We start from the raw sequence: 18321 nt of genomic DNA, 5'->3' as shown, positions 1-18321 counted from the left end.
TCCGCGCCGTCGTTTGACCTGACGACTGAACACTGAACTACCGAAGATTGCCATAGGGCACGGCTCGTTCCTGATGTATAAATCGGAGCTGACTTGGCCGTGTAAGGTTCCCGGCCGGCGAGCGGAATCGCACTGTTCAGCCGCCGGATGGGTAATCGTTCTGAACCTTCCCTGTCGCCGACACTACATCGACGCGACAGGCGCTGGGGTTGCATGGCCGCAGACATTGCAACAGAAGAGCCGTCGAATCTGGGGTGCTAGGGGTCCACGGCACCAAAGTCATACGTCCAGATCTTCGTTTCCGGACTCCCACTGTCGAGTCTTGTGCGGCGGTAATTCCTCTGACTCATCGCGTAGAGACCGTGGGATCAAAATCTTCGAAATCCACACTGCTGCAGAACAACTGCACAGACACTGTTATAATGACACCTTGGAGTGCCTACGATGAGCAAGCACAGCGATCCACCAATTTTGTCCGCGAAGCAGGTCAATAGATCCGTACGCGCGACAGCACTCGGAAATGTTGTCGAGTGGTTCGACTACGGTGTCTATAGCTACGCCGCAACCACGATTGGGCTCCACTTCTTCCCTTCGGAAAGTCCGACCGCAGCTGCGCTCTCGTCATTCGCAGTCTTGGCATTGTCATTCCTCATGCGCCCAATCGGAGGATTGGTGATTGGCCCGCTGGGTGACCGTTATGGCCGTCGAGCGATGCTCATGCTCACCATTGGTCTCATGACTTTGGGTACCGTGATGATCGGTGTTTTGCCCACCTATGCTTCGGTCGGAGTCTTGGCACCCGTCCTGTTGGTGCTAGCACGACTTGTGCAGGGTTTCTCGGCAGGTGGGGAGTACTCCGGAGCGAACATCTTTATGGCGGAGATGGCGCCACCAAACCGCCGCGGGCTATTCGGGAGTCTCCTAGAATCGGGCGTGCTCATCGGCTACATTACCGGTGCGATGACAGTTGTTGGCCTTTCTTCGTGGCTCGGCGACAGTGCCTTCTTCGAGTGGGGTTGGCGCATACCGTTTTTGGTCTCGCTGCCGCTGGGGATTCTGGCTTTCTTGCTACGGCGGGATCTTCCCGAGACACCGATCTTCGAGCGGATGAAGGCTTCGGGTGCGACCGTACAGAAGCCGCTCGTCAACTCGTTTCGGCGAGCACCGCGCCCGATCGTTCTGACCATCCTGATCGTTGCGCTTGGAAACGGCGCTTACTACGTTATTTTGACCTTCCTGCCTACCTATCTTGAGTCGGATCTCGGCGTCAGCAGCGCGACAGCTCTCGCGCTTGGAATCGTGACGATGCTAGCCATGATGGTTGCAACTCCGCTCTTTGGAATACTGGGAGACAAGCTGGGGCGGCGTCCGCTGCTTGCGACCACGTGCGTGGCCTACTTCGTATTCGGAATACCCTTCGTCGCACTGCTCGATACCGGCAACGTGGTTCTGCTGGCATTAGCAATGGTGCTACTGGGTGTGATGCTCACCCCGATGAGTTCGCAGACGGCTCCCGCGTTACTCGTGCTGTTCCCGCGAACCATTCGCTATACCGGCTACACATTCGCATTCAATATCTCGACCGCGCTCTTCGGAGGTACTGCACCGCTGCTCGTTGGTTCTCTGCTGAACATCACAGGGAACCACTACGTACTCGGCATTTACCTCATGGTTTATGCAGTCATCGCTGTCGTGGGAGTGGCCTTGATGCCCGAAACTCGCACCCTGACAGCCGATCACGACATGAATTTGGCCGAGATAGAAAGAATGACCAATCAGGTTGTCGAAGTACGCGAGACCGCTGTCGACCGAAAAGCGCGCCAACACTGACGGCACGGGCGTGCAGAAAGGTCTTCGATGGGGAGTTGATGTCTGTGTTCTCAACTTCGTGGACACAGGTTCAAAAGTAAGAATTACAGAAGACATACTACGGGGTGGAGAAGGTCCCCATGTCGCTGATAAGGAGACCGACTCTCTCCACTGAGTTGCGGATGTGGTCGGTCATAATTTGACCGGCCACATCCGAGTTCCGAGCGTCGATGGCATCGACGATCTCTTTGTGCAGGTCATTCGCATGTGTATCTACGGTGGTGAAAACCGAACCGACCGGCTTGAGCATGTTGAGCCTGGCTTTTCGAGTAGCGTCAACGAACCAATCGTTTTGGGAAGCAATCGCCACTCCGATGTGAAATTCATGATCAAGTGCCAAGTGCCAAGTGCCAAGTGCCAAGTGCTTTGCAACGACGCGACTATCTTTCGAGCTGGTGTCAATGAGATCGTCCATCTCGTACGTCAGTCGACGAAGTCTTTCGATGTCGGACTCGCGCCGCCGTTTAGCGGCGGCAGCGGCAGCGGCGGACTCAACGGCGACCCTAAACTCATATACCTGCCGTAAGCGCTCGATGCTATCAAGGACCGATTCAGAATCAGCTTCATTGAACAGATATGGACGGGTCAAAAATGCGCCACCACCTCGTCCTCTACGAATCTCCAGCACGCCCGCATCTGCGAGGACGGCTAAGGCAGTACGTACCGTCACACGTGATACCTGAAGCATCTCAGCTAGGTCTCTCTCGCGAGGCAATGCCTCACCAACATCGAAGCGACCCAACGAAAGCGCCGTGCGGATTTGATCGAGTGCAAGTTCATGCGCAACCTGCTGGCGGACTGGCTCGATTGGTGCCACGTTACTCAATTCTGACTTCACCATCCGTTCGATTGGCCGTCGTCGGCGAGAAGCCGTAGTAGTGGCGAGGACAAGTGTAGGCGTGTGGCTGGATCGGGCAGTTCAGAACGCACAATGCTCGTCCGCAATACGACCGGGGCACTAAGTCAACAGGAGGGTGGCATCCACATGATCGGCCCTTCAGGTGCCCGCGAAGAAGGGAACTGGCTGTCGGCGGCGATTTTCACCCGTGTGGAGGTCTGCGGGCGGTTACCGTCATCCGGCCAGCTACCCGGATGTCGAGAAAAGATGTGCGCGTCGGATCGACTGATCGAATGTGTCGCCAGTCTCACGAATTCGCATGCCCCGCAAAGACGTTTCGGTGCTCAAGATGACTTGGCGACTGGTTCTGACGACGTGGTGCCCGAACAGACTTCAGCGGCGCGACGATGGTTCGAAGCGATTGCCCGCCCCAGAGGGTGACGAGATTGAGTCGACCAGTAGTAAATTCAGCCGGCATTGTTTGGAAACTGAATTGCCTCTCCTGTGTGTTGGTGATTCGAGTTCGAATGTGTGGCAGCGATCCCAGTTTGTCATGGCCTCGGTTACAGCAGAAGTTGCTACGAGTGGCGCTTGGGCGAAAGCAGTGTCATGCGTGCGGTGTCAAAGAGACGCTCGTCAGGTGAACTGTGTTTTTGCAAGCGCAGTCGGAAATTGTCCTTCGAGAAGTTGTTGGCCGTTAGTTCCCGAGACTTCCTGTATTCTCTTTGACGCTATAGCACGTAGGCGTTCGGTTGCGCTGCACTCGGTGATGACGGCAGCTTCAGCGGATTGCTTACCTCAAAATTTCGAACCAAAATCGGTGGGCTCACACTAAATTCACGCACTGACGTAACGAACACCAGCACTCCGGCCGTCGATATGGGTGTTGGTGAGGGCTGTTTGCGCCTATTGGCTATGAGAAATCACAGTGGACATAATTAGTCCTGGAACGGTGGAAGGATACATCCGTGGCAATCGCCAGCGACGCATCGGGAACTTGGGCGGGTACTGACTGGGGGCAGCGGAAAGAGATGGCCGGTGGAGCTGCGTTGCAAGCCTTTCGTGTCGCATCAACGCAAGGTGTGACTCTTGGATCGCCCGTCGAAGACCTGGACCAAAGTTGGTACTTGGGTTCACACCAGACGGAGGGTGATTGTGAGTCGGAGATTCCGGAGCATTTGTCCGATGGCAATACCGGATATGCGCGACAGCCAGGTGAGTACGTGCGCCCGAGTATCGAGTGTGTACTTGGGGGATGGCTGCGAACGTCCGTGAGCAAAGTCTACTTCGCTCGTGAGGTGCTCCACGGGGTGGCAGATAGGCGAAACATGTTGTGCGAGTTGGTTCCTGAGCCGGGAAATTGGTTCGATTGTGAAGCTGTCGCAGTCGATATCGACCAGAGACGTGTCGGCTATCTGAATTCCTCGCACGCGCACATGTGGCACGAGATCGTACGCCGGCTGAACGCGAGGTCTTTGCGGATAATGGTTCCGGCAGTGATTACCGGTTGGACCAATTCGATTGACCCCATTGCGACGATCGGGATCGATTTGTTCCTTCCGTTCTTCGGCGAACGTCGGCAGCTTTCGCGTGAGTTGGGCATTGCAGCAGAATGTGACGCTCTCCTCTCGGTTATGCCGGAGAACCTACGAAAGATGTTGATCGAAGGTCGGGTCGATGAGGACTGCCGCACGGAGTTGCGCAGATTCGGTCACTGGATGCCGTCCCTGCCATGGAACAAGACCGGAGCGTACTCTCGCAATGATGGGGTTCCTTCAGTTGTGGCTCAGCATGTCGATGATTTTCGATTTCAATTAAAATCCCAGTGGAAATGTGAGGGGGATGCACGGAATGCAGTTGAGAATGAGTGCGAAGGAGACATGCAAGGCCGAGTCCTTCGGGAATGCTATGCGCGGGTAGTCGAGTTGAGTGAGGCGGGTGCCAAACGCCCGAAGATCGCAAGGGAAGTAGGCGTGCACCCAAGAAACGTTATTGTCCTGGTGGACGAAGCTAACGAATTCGCGAGATCTGCTGCAGTGGGTGCAATCGGAACGGCTGTCGCGCAGCGTGAGGTTTCACGTTTGGAGTATCTTCAGCACTCGGAACAAGCTGTCGTGAAGAACTCTTGGGCTCGATAACTGTAATATTCGATCCCTCGATTGAGTGACTGGGTCGTTGCGACCAACAGGCAGGCTGTCGGTGTCGCGACATGCCGCGGCAGTCAGATGCCGCTGGTCACGGTCTCCGGACTCCCTATCTATCGATTTGAGAATCAATCTATGCGCAGTAATCGCCAACGATGTGATTGTGGTGCACGTCCAAAGTGTTTATGTTCCAACATGTTCCACTAACCACGTGACGAGAATGTAGGATCGGGTTGCGGCGGCGTCGAGTGGTGGGGTCTGGGCGTTAAACAAAGTCTCACATGGGATCGGAGACCGTCGTCAGTGCCGAATCGGTCACCTTCCACCGATGACCGTCGAAGTTGACGTCTGCAGCTCGTCGTCGGGTCGCTCCGAGATCGATTTGTCAGAATGTTCAGATACCTGTTTGGTCGACTACCGTCTCGGTTGGCGGATTCATTGCGTTTCGCAGTGCTCGGCCGATGAATTTTCTAGCTTCAACAGCTGCTTCGATGATTCCTGCCATGTATACGAACGGGTGGACCTGGCCATCGAATCTACATACTTCTACTTCGACCCCCGCAGCTGTCATTGCCCGAGCGTAGGCCTCGCCCTCGTCGCGCAGAATGTCGTACTCGGCAGTCACGACGGTTGCAGACGGAAGCCCGACGAGATCGGAGTTGGCGGCGGGCGCAAGTCGCGGATCTGACCGGTCTGCCCCCTGGGCGTAGCTGTCAATGAAATACTGCATGTCGCGGTTGGTAAAAAACGGCGGTTCGCCGAAGAGTTGACTGCTCTGGGTCACGCCCACCTCCATTTGCATTACGGGGTAGATGAGAACTTGGTGTCGAAGCCCAGCTTCATGCCGTAGTTGCTGAGCGACGACGGCTGAGAGATTGCCCCCCGCACTGTCGCCAGCAATGGCAACTCGCGTTGCATCAGTGCCATCGAAATGTCCTGCGAGTGCTGCAGTCGTGACAGCCAGTGCGTCTTCGAGCGCGGCGGGGAACGGGTTTTCGGGCGCAAGGCGGTAGTCAACGCTGACGACTACGAGTTCGCCGTACACGGCTAAATCGCGGGCTGTTGTGTCGGCTATGTCGAGATTGCCCAGGACCCATCCCCCTCCATGCAGATAGACGACGACCGGCAGTAATTCGGAATTGCTGGGACGGTAGATGCGAACACGGACGGGCCCTTGAGCCCCGACCACCACAGTGTCTTCAATACTGTGTACGACGGTTGGAGGCCCGGTCAATTCAATGGCTTGGTCGAGATTCGCTCTGTTTTCTGCAGGTGAGCGTGTGTCGAGCGCAGGGGCGCCAGCAATCATATCCATAAACTGCTGTGCCTGCGGGTGTACTGCCATCGTATGCTCCTCATCGTGTGTCAGGTCACCTCGTCACCCATCATGCATGAGACTGGTGGTGGCTCAGCGCTTAAAGCCGTCCAAATTTGTTTGACTTCAATCTTTTCGGATTGCAAACGTAGTATTCTGAATTTTTGACGATCGTATATCAAAGGCGATAAACCTGTCGCAGTATTGAACGGGTTGATGAATTTCGATTCCTCGATGTCGAGGGACATGGGGCGGAGCGCCCGCAGGCGCGGCCGTCAGAGAGTGTGGCACGAAAGGTGTTCCTGGCCACCATGGTCGGACAACTGCTTCAGCTCGCGAGATCCGCCTTGAGGCATCCGTTCGGACGATCGACCGTCCAGTTTGAGGCACATGTTCCACAGAGCGCCCCAGGTGCACTCTCGAGCGCGCTACCGCATACCGCACATCTCCTCGAGGCAGGAGACATTGGGATACCCTTGGATAACAGCGAGACCTGCAAAGAACTGAAGCAAAGCGCGACGATGAACTTCGATCCATTTGAGACTCAACACGATGTCGGCGACGAGGTCGTCGCCGAGTTGAGTGCGGCCGGATTCGATAATGCGCAGGAGATCGGACGAGGCGGTTTCGGTACCGTATATCGGTGTCGGCAGACCAACTTGGACCGGACGGTGGCCGTCAAGATGCTCACCACAGACCTCCACGACAACCGTGAACGCTTTTATCGCGAGCAACGTGCGATGGGGCAGCTCACTGGCCATCCGAACATCGTGGGAGTGATGCAGGTTGGCGAGACGACGCCGGGTCACCCATATCTGGTCATGCAGTATTACCGACAAGGGTCACTTGACGCTCGAATCCGAAGTCGAGGGCCGCTCACGGTGGAAGAGTCGCTGGGGCTTGGGGTGAAGATTGCTGGAGCGTTGGAGTCTGCGCACCGAATCGGGATCATTCACCGCGATGTCAAGCCTGGAAATATACTGTTCACCGACTTCGGGGAGCCGTTGCTTGCCGATTTTGGGATCGCTCGCAGCTCTGGGGGATTTCAAACATCGGCCGGAATAGTGACCGGATCGCCGGCGTTCACCTCCCCGGAAGCGTTGGACGGAGAGGCCCCCACGGCCGCCTCAGATGTGTACGGACTCGGGTCCACACTGTTCTGCGCGCTCACCGGCCACGCAGCGTTTGAGCGACGAAGCGGAGAAAATCTGGTGGCGCAGTTTCTGCGAATCACCAAGCAAAATTTGCCAGATCTACGTCAGAGCGGATTGCCCGACGACGTCACCACTGCGGTCGAAGCCTCCTTGCATCGAAACCCGGCGCAGCGCCCTACTGCGGCGAGCTTGGGTCAACACCTTCTCCGGGTGCAGATCGATCATGGCTTCTCGCCGAGCTCAATGGTGCTGCCACCTGGCCCGGACAATGACAGCGCTCCGCGCAGACGCAGCAGTTCGGAAGGAAAGGAGGCGGTCGCTCCCGAAATCGGCAATCTTCCGATCGATGTGACGAGATTCGTCGGGCGGCGTGCACAGCTGTCCAAAGTGAAGAACGCATTGCCAGGGACGAGGCTGGTGACATTGACCGGGATGGGCGGAATGGGCAAGACTCGATTGGCACTTCAAGTCGCACAGAAGGCACGTCGTTCTTTCGCAGGTGGGGTGTGGTTTGTCGACCTCAGTGAATTGCGGGACGCGGCGCTTCTCGTGGATGTTGTGGCCTCTACCTTGGGTGTTCGAAACCAGGGCGCAAGACCGACGCGCGAAGTCTTGGTGGACTTCCTTTCGGTCCGGCAAATGTTGCTCATCCTTGACAACTGCGAGCAAGTTGTGGAGGCAGTTGCGAATCTTGTTGAATCGTTGATTCGCCTGTGCCCCAGGATAACTGTACTTGTGACGAGCCGCGAATCCTTGTCGATTGCCGGGGAAACCTTGGTGCCAGTGGCGCCCCTGACATTCCCGAGCCCATCAAACTCGCCGTCGTATCATGAGCTGGCTCAGTATGATGCCGTGACGTTGTTTGCCGAACGGGCTGCAGCGGCGGTGCCTGGATTCGAGTTGACGAAGGACAATGGATTGGTCGTGGCTCAGCTTTGCGCACGACTAGACGGGTTGCCCCTTGCCATCGAGCTTGCCGCGGCGCGGCTACGGACGATGTCTCCTGAACAGATACTGGCGAGATTGGACGACCGCTATGTACTGCTGTCCCGCGGCACTCGATGTGCACCGACGAGGCAGCAGACTCTGAGTTGGTGTGTGGGCTGGAGTTACGATCTGTGCACTCTGCCTGAAAGGCAGCTGTGGGTAAGGTTGTCAGCTTTTGCCGGGGGCTTCGAGATGGACGCAGTGGAGTATGTGTGCGAAATCGGACCCAATCTCATGGATCTGTTGTCCGGACTCGTGGAGAAGTCCGTATTGATTCGAGAAGAGACAAACGGCGTGATCCGATTTCGGATGCTTGAGACTGTGCACGACTACGGCAGCGAAAAGGCAGTGAGTGCCAGTGGCTACGGTGAATGCAGGCGTAGACACTCGGAATGGTATCGACAAATGGCTGTGGACGCGGAAGTTGAATGGATCAGTTCGCGACAACTCGAATGGATTGCGCGCTTAGAACGAGAGCTATCGAACATCCGAAAAGCGCTGGAATTCGCGATGTCTGAGGAAAATCCAGACTGCAGAAGCGCAGCCGCTGCTCTCTATCCGTTCTGGCTCGCACGCGGTCGATTCAGCGAAGGCCGATACTGGATGAGTAGAGCTCTGGCCTGTCCGCCCGATGAGCCCAGCCTCGATCGAGCCAAAGTGCTCCATACCGACGCGTTGCTCGCTGCCCATCAGGATGACCTGCCCATGGCGATTACTCGACTCAAGGCGCTTCGTGACGTCACCGCTTCACTCAATGAACCGGTCGCAATTGCGGTTCTCGACATCACTGATGGGTACACCAGCCTTCTGCGGGGAGATTTTGAGCACGCTGGCGTACTGCTCCAGCGTGCTGTCGATGGGCTCGGCGAGTCAAACGAACACTTACTGAGACTGCGAGCTCAGCTTTCGCTCGGGTTCGCGCTTATTTTAGGCGGGAACAATCGAGAGGCGTTCACCTGCCTTGAAGGGGTATTTTCCTATGCAGAGGCGAATGGCGAGACAGTGAACCGTGCTGTCTCACGGTGGGCCCAGGGGCTTTGCCTTTGGCAGCAAGGTGATTACGGGCAGTCGGGAGATTTTGTTACTGAGGGGCTGCGGCTTGCGGACGCGGCAGACGACAAGTTCACAGCAGTCCACTGCCTCGAAGGATTGGCCTGCATTGCGAGGGGCAAGGAAGAAGCCCGGCGGGCGGTAGTGCTGATGAGCGCAGCAGATCAACTCGGTCGTGCCATGGGCAGCCCTTCCATTATGTTTCCTTCTCTTCTCATCAGCCAGCGCGAGGGTGAAGCGAAACTAAATCATGTGATGGGGAAGCGAGCGTTTGATGCGGCCCGTGCGCAGGGCAGTTCCATGAGTCTGTTTGAGGCAATTAGGTTCGCACTCGATGACGATCATCCATCTGATAAGCCGCTGACGGGTGAGCCACTCGCGAAACTCACTCGCCGTGAGTTTGAGATCGCGAGCTTGGTCGCTGATGGATGCACAAACAAGGAAATCGCCGCACAGCTATTTATCTCGCCGCGCACCGTACATGGACACGTTTCCCACATCCTTGAGAAGTTGATGTTCACCTCGCGAGCCCAGGTTGCGGCATGGATAGTAGGTCAGACACAGAATGACGCCTGAGTATCGGACTGTCAGGGTAAGCCGCTGAGTACGCCACTCTGCCGCGTTCACGCGTTCGCCACGAGAGTCGGAACTTCGGTGCGTACCACTGGGAGTGCTGGGCCAGCGCGGAAGTAGTCACCGCCGTTGAAGATCGGGTATCGGCGGAATGGTTAGAAGCTCGCTGCCGAATGCTGTCGGTACAACCCCATGTGGCACGGTCTTTCGGTCCAGCGAGGTGTTGCCCAAGTGGACTTGCGATACAAGCGTGCACTCGATTACTTGTTGTTTCACAACGGCTTTCAAATATTGTCAGTGCTCGAACTGTTGTGTGGCTGGATCCAATTCTAACCGAGGGTGGAAGGGTTCTATTCAGATCCGTCGTCGTCTCGGACTGCTCCTCTCGCGGGGAGCAGCTTGGTTGCGGCTGCGCGTAGATGGGGGTCTGGTCTAAATTAATTGGGATGCTGAGAAATTCGTGAACTCGCGCTTGAGACTGAACTTACAGTAAGTGTTGTCAGGTTCGATGAGAACCAGTGCTCGGCACTACCAGGCAACCTTGTAGATGCCGAGTTTTTTCGTGGCGGAGCGATCAGTCCTCTTGGGTCTGCGAAGGACTGGCATTGTCGTTGCTGGCGAACTGGGTGGGCGCACTTCGTTTCAGTGGAATCTGCAGTACGAGAGCCATTCTGGTGTTCCGGAACTCGCGCGACTTCCCGATGACCTATGCGCGGGTCGAGGGTATTTCTGATGGGGCTGTGTTGCTGAAACAAACCGTATTGCAGTCGCCGTTAGGGGGTTTGGCCGGGCCGCGCGGCTATAATTGTGAAACCGGGAAGTGCGAAAGAGGTACGCCGGGAGCCTGATTCAGACTCCCGGCGAAATTGCCGTACATCCCGGGTCAACGCAAATTGGGAGTGACCAACGAGAATGCGCCGGTGAACGTGTCGAGCAAGCTGAAGATCTCGTCTACATCGGCGAGCGGTCCGTCGACCACTACCTCTGAGCTTTCGAGTACAGCAGCGAGATTCTTTGCTCCGAAAGCGAGTTCGGCAAACATCTGACGCGAGATGCGCAAGGTAGTCCGCGGGGGCATTGAGTCGGGTTGTGCGAGTCGGAGCGTGCCGTTCTCGACAACCAGAATGGAGTCGCCTTCTTGCGCGGCCGAATCAGTAATGCGGAGGCCGACGCGAAGCGTTTCCTTTTTGCCTGCACGCGGGCCGTTTAATCTAACGCCCATGTGGTCCACCATCATGTCGAGTGTCATCCCAGCGACGAGATCGGGTGTTACGAAGCTGCCCGTTCGGGCAGCGGGCTCACCGATACGCAGTTCCCGAGCAGCAACCAAATAATAATTGCGCCACGATGCGCTCTCCGCTTGGTACCCCAACTGCTCAAACACGTCGGCTTGCATATGACGTGCGTCGGGATTCTCAGGTTCTGCGGCCAGTGCGTGTTTGAGTACTTCCGCTGCCCAGCGGTAACTACCCTCGTCCGCAGCAGACCGGGCTAGTTCAAGGGTGGCTTCAATGCCTCCGAAAGCAGCAACATATCGGTGGCCTGCCTCGGATGGGATGACCGGATCCAGATTGGCGGGGTTGCCGTCGAACCAGCCGAGATAGTACTGATACACGCCCTTGGCGTTGTGACGGACTGTACCGTAGTTGCCGCGCACGTCGAGACTCGATTCGAGGCTTTCCGGAAGCTCAATCAGTTCGGCGATTTCAGAGGGTGTATATCCGTGATTCGCTAGGCGCAGGGTCTCGTCGTGGATGTATCGATAAATATCGCGGTGTTGAGCCATCAACGTCGAGATCCGTTCCCGCCCCCACACTGGCCAATGGTGTCCATGAAAGATGACGTCGGTCTCGTTCCCGAACATAGTGAGCGCCTCGTCGATTGCACCTGACCACGCACGGGCGTCACGGATGGGTGCGCCACGGAGCGTGTAGATGTGGTGCAGTTGGTGTGTAACGGTTTCGGCCATACACAGTGCCCTCATCTCTGGAAGGTGAAAGTTCATCTCTGCAGGTGCCTCAGTGTTCGGTGCGTGTTGAAACACGAAGCGAACTCCATCGAGGACGACTTCCTGGCCGGTAGTGTCAACTGTGACAGTAGGTTTGATAAGTGTGGCTGTGCCAAGCGCAAGTCCGGCGGACATGCCGACGGTGCAGTGACCGCGTGGCCCCCGCGGAAGCTGACCTCCGAACTGGAATCCAGACCGACGAGCCATAATGGCAGGTGCAGCGACAGGCCCCGCTACTGCATGTTCGTAGAATCCAAGGGGAGCTACTAGGGGAACTTTGCCTGCCGTAACATCATTTTCGTCGACGACACCTTTGAGGCCCAGGAAGTGGTCTCCGTGACAGTGAGTGATGACCACTGCGGTGACGGGGCGGTCGCCGAGAGTTTGTCGGACGAGTTGAAGTGCTGCGCTCGAGGTTTCGACGCAGTTCAGCGGGTCGATGACGACATACCCACGATCGCCGACCACGACAGTCATGTTCGCTGCGTCGTATCCGCGCACTTGATAGACACGTTCGGCTACCTCAAAGAGTCCGTGTGCCAGGTTGAGCTGTGCTGCTCGCCAGAGGCTCGGGTGGGTGGTATCGACGGCAGGTCCGTTAACGAAGCTCCATTCCCGCAGGTCCCACAGTGTCTTGCCGGAGGCGTCCCGAATTATGGGAGGCTCGATGGAGGCAATTCGACCGCGTTTGGCGTCATCGAAGGCTTGTTGGTCGTCCCATGGCAACTGCGTTGCGGATCGTTTCCAGATCTCTAGGGTCGCCGCTGACGCAGGTTGCTGACTTCCCGGAATTTCGGGCGCCGAAGATCTCGTGGTTTTGTTGGACATTAGTGGGGCCTCCGGACTGGGTGCGTGAAAATCCTTGATGAATGGGGTTGTCTGAACACAGCTAAGTGAGTGAAAAGTGCGGGAGAGGTACTCCGACAACCGACAGTGAATTTGATCGCCGATCCCGATCTCTCAGGTGACCTTGAGTTCGTGCAACCGGAATCAGGGACCGTTTCTACCACAGGCCGTACCCCCCCGGGGGCTATGCCGCGTGCATCCGAGGATGGAACCAGGTTCAGTCGATGCCCAGGCGTGCAGCGCTTATCGTGTACGAGAGACGTCTTCTGGCATTCTGCGGAGTGGTTCCGAAACGCCAGATCCCTTGTGGAGCAACGGATATGTAAGAATTCGTTGTTTACGATCCCGGAAGTCCGCGGCATCGATACAGCCCGAAGACGTCGTATCAGCTGGCGGTCCTCTCCGGATCCGCAGGGTACGGCGAATTCAAGCTGACGCGCTGTGCTTGCTCGACGAAGGCCGTGAAGACCGGGAGGCGAAGCTCGGCATCAGGGAAGTCTCGCTCCGGATGCCATTGGATACCGAGTACCCACAGCGATTCCTCGTTACGCTCGATTGCCTCTACGATCCCATCCGGGGCGACTGCACTCGCGCGTAGTCCTACCCCAAGCGAATCGACAGCCTGGTGGTGGCCTGAGGTTGCGTTGATCGCTCGCACATTGCCGTAAGCAGTTGCGCATCGTGTCCCGGGAAGGAGAGCGATCTCATGCGTACTCATCTCGAGGCCAGTTACAAGGGGAACGGAGTGGTTGACCGGACTCGATTCCAGGTGGACGTGAAGTGTTCCTCCACAAAATACGTTGAGGAGCTGCATTCCTCGACAGATCGCCAGAAGGGGTCTCTCATTTTCGAAGGCGAACCGCATGACCGCCAGGTCGAACTGATCTTGTGTGTCGTCGATGCCGAAGAGCATCGGATGATCCGTTTTCTCCCCGTAGAGGGCGGGGGAGATGTCTCCGCCCCCTGGAATCAAGATGCCGTGGCAGGTTGCGAGTACTTGCTCTATGGATTCCTCTGTTCCAGGCTCCACCAGAACGGGGAGAGCGCCTGCCTCTCTCACGAGACCGGCGATAGCATCGACGAACAGCTCGGATGCAGCAACGATCGGATCTGTCGCTGGACCGATAATTCGGACAGGTATCGCGATGCGAGGACCGGTATCCGTGGCGGTCATGTCAACTCCTTACATTGCTGATCGAGCGTCAGCAAATATTTAAAGATATAAGATCCATAGGTTATATCATAAGGGTGTAGTGGACTCGCATGACCCCGGGTGTGGTGGGACTGCCACCGGTCGCGGCCGGGGCACTCGCATCGGAGTCCGGTCGGCTGACGAACATGTTCGTTCCGGGTGCGTGCATATACGTTCTGACCTAAGTACAGGGCGTTATTCACTGGCCTGGGACGCTCGACCTGCGGTTCGTGACCACGAAAATGTTCGATAGTCGCGTTCAGCAACCGCCCTCACGCGTCACGGTTGACCCCGAAATCTCGCCTCATCACTTCGGAACCGATCTGAACCGAATTAATGAAGGTGAGCCGACTTGTGCCCAAGGATTCGATGCAGTTCATCCCGAGTGAATTCAATGTGGATGCGCATGGCGGTGCTAGCCAGATCTGGATTTGCGTCCCTGATCGCTTGGTAAATATCTTCGTGTTGTTCAAGGTCTTCTTCGCGCGGCTCGGGGTGGTCGAGCATGTCGGTCGGACTGAAAAGCTCGCCACGCGCAGCTTGAATCGCTTGTGCTAAGCGTGGGCTGTTGGCAGCTTTGGCTACCGCATGGTGGAATCGCGCATCGGCGAGCCTGAACTCGGCCCTGTTCTCGGCTTCAGCTTCCTGGTGTATCGCCGTTTGCATGGCCGCCAGGTCATCGTCGGTGCGATTAACTGCCGCGAGGGCTGCGGCATGACATTCCACAGCGACCCTCAGTGTGGTCACATCATCGAGTTCACCTTCCTGTCCAAGCAAGGTCTTGCGCCACTCTTCGACCGGCTGGCGCAAGGATGAGACAAATGTTCCACCGGATTTGCCGCGACGGACGGTGATGTAGCCGTCTTCGCGAAGTCGCTTCAAGGCTTCGTGGAGGCTCATGTAGGCGACGCCCAGTTCTTGCGCGAGCTGGCGTGCGGGGAGAAGCTGATCCCCGGGCCCCAACTCCCCGCGACGGATCATTCCCTTGAGGTGTTCGGCGACTCCTTGGGGAACCGAGACCGTGGTGACCTCGCGTGCTATATGGCCTAGGCCAGGGACATCGGCGGTTGGCTGATTCCGGCGCTCCATGGTGCCCCTTCACTTTGTGCTCCCGCGATCTCGTCGCGAAACGGGTTGCCGGAGCGCTTGGCAGGTATCTGCGCTGGTACGGTGCGGTCACTTTTGAATGAACTTACATGTAGATCATTGATCCTAGCGAATGCCTGAGACCAATCTCGACCTCTATCGTCGAGGTGCAAACATGTCATCGTGGGCCTTGGAAGCCGCCATCCCTTGCCTGCGTGGGAGGCAAGGGTCGATAAGTTTGCGTAACTGTGGTGCTCGGCTGAAGAGAAGTGGTACCGCCCGCTCGTCAATCTTCGTCTGGGGTGGACGATGCTGGAGGTGAAGCACAGGTGAGTGCTGCGGGGCACTGCATAGGTGATAGGCAGAAGATCGTTTCTGCGACAAATGTCAGACGTGAGGGCCCTGTCCGCGAATCTTCGGGGCACGCTGGTGCGGTCACGGGCACCGAGCAGGTGTTGGCACGCAACCTTGTCGAAGATTTCCGACTTGTCGAGCTTTGGGTGGCGAAAACTGGGGCGGAGGCCGGCGCGTCCATGGTCGTGGGTCAGTTTGGTCCATCAGTCTGCGTTCGCGTAGAACCTGACGAGATTGTCAAGCCGGAGCATTCACTGTCATACAAGGTCAACGAGGGGCTTCATGGAGTACTTGAACGAATCAATGCGCAGTCTTGACAACGCGCGCCTGTTGCGTGTTTCATGTTCAACACGTTCAATGGTCTAAGTCACAGATCATTGAATTGTCTGACCCTTTAGTGCTCGACGCGGCATCAGGAGCAACCATGACATCGAAGATGTAGGTCCCGCATCACCGTCCCATTCGCAAATTTGGACCGCAAAGACAGAATGCTGATGGGATGGCGTGCCTGCGGACGCGGCCCGACGCGCTGACTGCTACCACGGAACTACATGGACGCAAGCGTTTCTCACAAGACCTTGCCGCATCTAACTATCGCGGCTAGGCACTTGGGCGGTAATCAGCAACCGTTATCGAAATGGTTCGTTCTGACTTAATCTGTGAGCGGTCGCCATCGCAATGAGGGGATGGCGACCACGAGGCCGAGTATTCACAGCGGATCGACCACAGAAGGCATCTCGGGCGCAGAAATAATGACGTCAGCATTCGAATTCCATCTGCCTGATCTCGGGACGGCCCGAAACTTGGCTATTCCGGATCACGCGCAGGAATATGAAGTTCACGTTCTTGGCCTGACCAGCGAGCAAGATTTTAAAGATCAGAGCTTCTGAGCACTTTCAACCGTCAGTGCGTATATCGCAGAACTTCCGACGGAGACAAACACGGGATCTGATACATCTGAAACTCAGCGCCCGCGTGCGACGCAACCCGACTCGAAAGGTATTACTATGTTCTTCAATCGAAAGATGAGCTCAGTTCTCTTCGTGGGCCTGTTGGCGGTCACGGCAAGTGTGGCCTGTACTAATGTCTCGGACACAGAAAAATCTGACGACGGTCAGGCGGCGCAGCAGTCCGTGGCACCAAATATTTTGGAAATTAATGAAACTGCCCGCAACCTACTTCCGGAAGAATTTCGACAGAGTGGCGTTCTAGTAGTTGCGGGAGGTACAAATTCTCCGCCTGTAGCCTTCTTTGACACCGATAATAAGACCGTTATCGGATTCGAAGTTTCAATGGTTGAAGCAATTGGGCAAGTTCTTGGCCTTAAAATTGACCGCCAAAATGCAACATTTGACAATATTTTTCCTGGGCTAGCCTCCGGAAAATTCGATCTCGGAGTATCGGATATCTCGATCACCGAGGAGCGGAAAAAGAATCTTGATTTCGTCCCTTACACTCAGGCCGGCACCGGCCTCGCTGTCGCGGCAGGAAACCCGAAAAGCATTTCAATAAAATCCGGAACGTTGTGTGGAAATAAGATTGGTGCTCTCAAAGGAGGAATTTCGGCTGTTAAATACCTTCCATCCCTTTCTGAAGAGTGCACCGACAATGGAAAACCTGAAATTCAAGTAAGCACTTTCCCGACTAATGCAGAAAGTACGCTTGCGCTTACCTCTGGCAGAGTGGACGGTATCATGTCTCCCGCGATTGCGCTCGTGTACCAAGCCAATAATTCCGGAAACAAGTTCGAACTCTCCTCAGACGGATTTTACGAGCCGACGCCGTCGGGAATTGCCCTAACGAAAGGCTCTGCCTTGGAACCGGCTATCCGAGAAGCGGTCAAGAATATCGTATCGTCGCCAGCATATGGGCAGATGATCGATCGATGGGGATATCCCAAGGACTCTGCTATCTCGATTCAAGCTGTGGACGCAAGGTAAGGGGAGGTAACTGTGACCACTCCAACTGCCCCTCTCATTCAAACCCAACCTCCTAGTCCGGTCGAGTACACGATCGCTCACAAACGCCACGTATGGCGATGGACATCAGCCGTAGTTCTTCTGGCCTTAGTCGCCTTGATGCTGCAGTCTGTTTTCACGAACCCACGTTTCGGCTGGGAAACCGTATGGATGTACGCGCGGGATGTATCGATCCTCAACGGACTTCTTGTGACGTTGGGTCTGACGGCGATATGTATGCTAATTGGCATTCTTCTCGGAACAGTAATTGCTGTTATGCGCCTTTCTTCGAATCCAGTGGCGCGCACGGTAGCTTTCGGGTACGTGACATTCTTTCGAGGAATACCCGTGCTTGTGCAGTTGCTGTTGTGGTTCAATCTCGCCGCCTTGTATCCGACTATCAGTTTCGGAATTCCAGGTCTTCATCTGAACTCCAATGAGATAGTTTCTCCTATGTTGGCGGCGATACTTGGGCTCGGCTTGAATCAAGGTGCGTACATGTCGGAAATTGTACGCGCGGGAATTCTCTCTGTCGACGAAGGTCAATCGCGCGCAGCTGCTGCCTTGGGAATAACCCGACTTCATGCAATGCGGCGGATCATTCTTCCGCAAGCGATGAGGGTCATCATTCCGCCAACAGGGAATGAAACAATCGGTATGCTGAAAACTACTGCGATCGTCAGTTTTATTGCAGTTCCCGATCTTTTATACAGCACCCAGATTATCTCCGCCCGCACATTCGAGACGATTCCTATGTTGATGGTTGCGAGTATTTGGTATTTGTTGGTCACATCGATCTTGGCGGTGGGGCAAAATTATCTGGAAAGAAAGTTTAAGAAAGGTGCGCACCGGGCATCTTCATCGTCGTCAATGGCGATGCTCAGCAAGTTCACCTTCTTCGCCAAATCTCGCCCGACGGCCGGAGGAATCAAGTGAGTAATCGAATC

General features: G+C 56.1%; 10 protein-coding genes. 5 read left to right on the top strand and 5 right to left on the bottom strand.

Annotation, left to right across the window (positions count from 1 at the left end; translation table 11 throughout):
• Positions 1 to 444: 444 nt before the first annotated feature.
• Positions 445 to 1830 (top strand): MFS transporter, encoded by a 1386-nt coding sequence (locus tag ACWF6P_RS22275; protein WP_452622498.1) that lies wholly within the window; start codon positions 445 to 447, stop codon positions 1828 to 1830.
• 97 nt (positions 1831 to 1927) lie between these two features.
• On the opposite strand, the gene ACWF6P_RS22270 is transcribed toward ACWF6P_RS22275, so the two are convergent.
• On the bottom strand, positions 1928 to 2686 hold the full coding sequence (locus ACWF6P_RS22270) for a FadR/GntR family transcriptional regulator (protein WP_452622497.1): 759 nt from the start codon (positions 2684 to 2686) through the stop codon (positions 1928 to 1930).
• 989 nt (positions 2687 to 3675) lie between these two features.
• Between ACWF6P_RS22270 and ACWF6P_RS22265 the strand changes: the two genes are divergently transcribed.
• The gene (locus tag ACWF6P_RS22265) at positions 3676 to 4845 is read left to right on the top strand and encodes a hypothetical protein (RefSeq protein WP_452622496.1); all 1170 of its coding nucleotides are present in this window, start codon (positions 3676 to 3678) and stop codon (positions 4843 to 4845) included.
• Positions 4846 to 5245: 400 nt separating this feature from the next.
• Here ACWF6P_RS22265 and ACWF6P_RS22260 read toward each other — a convergent pair whose 3' ends face one another.
• A complete protein-coding gene (locus ACWF6P_RS22260) occupies positions 5246 to 6196 on the bottom strand; it encodes an alpha/beta hydrolase (RefSeq protein WP_452622495.1) in 951 nt (316 codons plus the stop codon).
• Between the two features lie 446 nt (positions 6197 to 6642).
• On the opposite strand from ACWF6P_RS22260, the gene ACWF6P_RS22255 reads away from it, so the two are divergent.
• A complete protein-coding gene (locus ACWF6P_RS22255) occupies positions 6643 to 9933 on the top strand; it encodes a protein kinase domain-containing protein (protein ID WP_452622494.1) in 3291 nt (1096 codons plus the stop codon).
• An 880-nt stretch (positions 9934 to 10813) separates the two neighbouring features.
• On the opposite strand, the gene ACWF6P_RS22250 is transcribed toward ACWF6P_RS22255, so the two are convergent.
• The 3 genes from ACWF6P_RS22250 to ACWF6P_RS22240 all read right to left on the bottom strand — a co-directional run bounded on the left by ACWF6P_RS22250 (position 10814) and on the right by ACWF6P_RS22240 (position 15065).
• Positions 10814 to 12415, bottom strand: coding sequence for an alkyl/aryl-sulfatase (locus tag ACWF6P_RS22250; RefSeq protein ID WP_452622622.1), 1602 nt, complete (start codon positions 12413 to 12415; stop codon positions 10814 to 10816).
• Positions 12416 to 13169: 754 nt separating this feature from the next.
• Positions 13170 to 13958 carry a gamma-glutamyl-gamma-aminobutyrate hydrolase family protein gene (locus tag ACWF6P_RS22245; RefSeq protein ID WP_452622493.1) on the bottom strand — a complete coding sequence of 263 codons (789 nt, stop codon included), beginning with the start codon at positions 13956 to 13958 and terminating at the stop codon, positions 13170 to 13172.
• 351 nt (positions 13959 to 14309) lie between these two features.
• Positions 14310 to 15065 (bottom strand): FadR/GntR family transcriptional regulator, encoded by a 756-nt coding sequence (locus ACWF6P_RS22240; RefSeq protein ID WP_452622492.1) that lies wholly within the window; start codon positions 15063 to 15065, stop codon positions 14310 to 14312.
• A gap of 1376 nt (positions 15066 to 16441) precedes the next feature.
• Between ACWF6P_RS22240 and ACWF6P_RS22235 the strand changes: the two genes are divergently transcribed.
• Together ACWF6P_RS22235 and ACWF6P_RS22230 are read left to right on the top strand one after the other, a co-directional pair.
• Positions 16442 to 17356, top strand: coding sequence for an ABC transporter substrate-binding protein (locus ACWF6P_RS22235; RefSeq protein ID WP_452622491.1), 915 nt, complete (start codon positions 16442 to 16444; stop codon positions 17354 to 17356).
• A gap of 12 nt (positions 17357 to 17368) precedes the next feature.
• Entirely contained in the window at positions 17369 to 18310 is a 942-nt protein-coding gene (locus tag ACWF6P_RS22230; RefSeq protein ID WP_452622490.1) for an amino acid ABC transporter permease, read from the top strand.
• Positions 18311 to 18321: the final 11 nt, after the last annotated feature.

The organism is Rhodococcus sp. NPDC055024, assembly GCF_053608585.1.
This window is presented reverse-complemented; position numbering and strand designations above follow the sequence as displayed.

Excerpts from the sequence above, each read along its gene's own strand:
- ACWF6P_RS22235 (WP_452622491.1), top strand. The coding sequence starts at position 16,442 with ATGAGCTCAGTTCTCTTCGTGGGCCTGTTGGCGGTCACGGCAAGTGTG.
- ACWF6P_RS22245 (WP_452622493.1), bottom strand. The coding sequence starts at position 13,958 with ATGACCGCCACGGATACCGGTCCTCGCATCGCGATACCTGTCCGAATT.
- ACWF6P_RS22275 (WP_452622498.1), top strand. The coding sequence starts at position 445 with ATGAGCAAGCACAGCGATCCACCAATTTTGTCCGCGAAGCAGGTCAAT.
- ACWF6P_RS22240 (WP_452622492.1), bottom strand. The coding sequence starts at position 15,065 with ATGGAGCGCCGGAATCAGCCAACCGCCGATGTCCCTGGCCTAGGCCAT.
- ACWF6P_RS22260 (WP_452622495.1), bottom strand. The coding sequence starts at position 6,196 with ATGGCAGTACACCCGCAGGCACAGCAGTTTATGGATATGATTGCTGGC.
- ACWF6P_RS22250 (WP_452622622.1), bottom strand. The coding sequence starts at position 12,415 with ATGACTGTCGTGGTCGGCGATCGTGGGTATGTCGTCATCGACCCGCTG.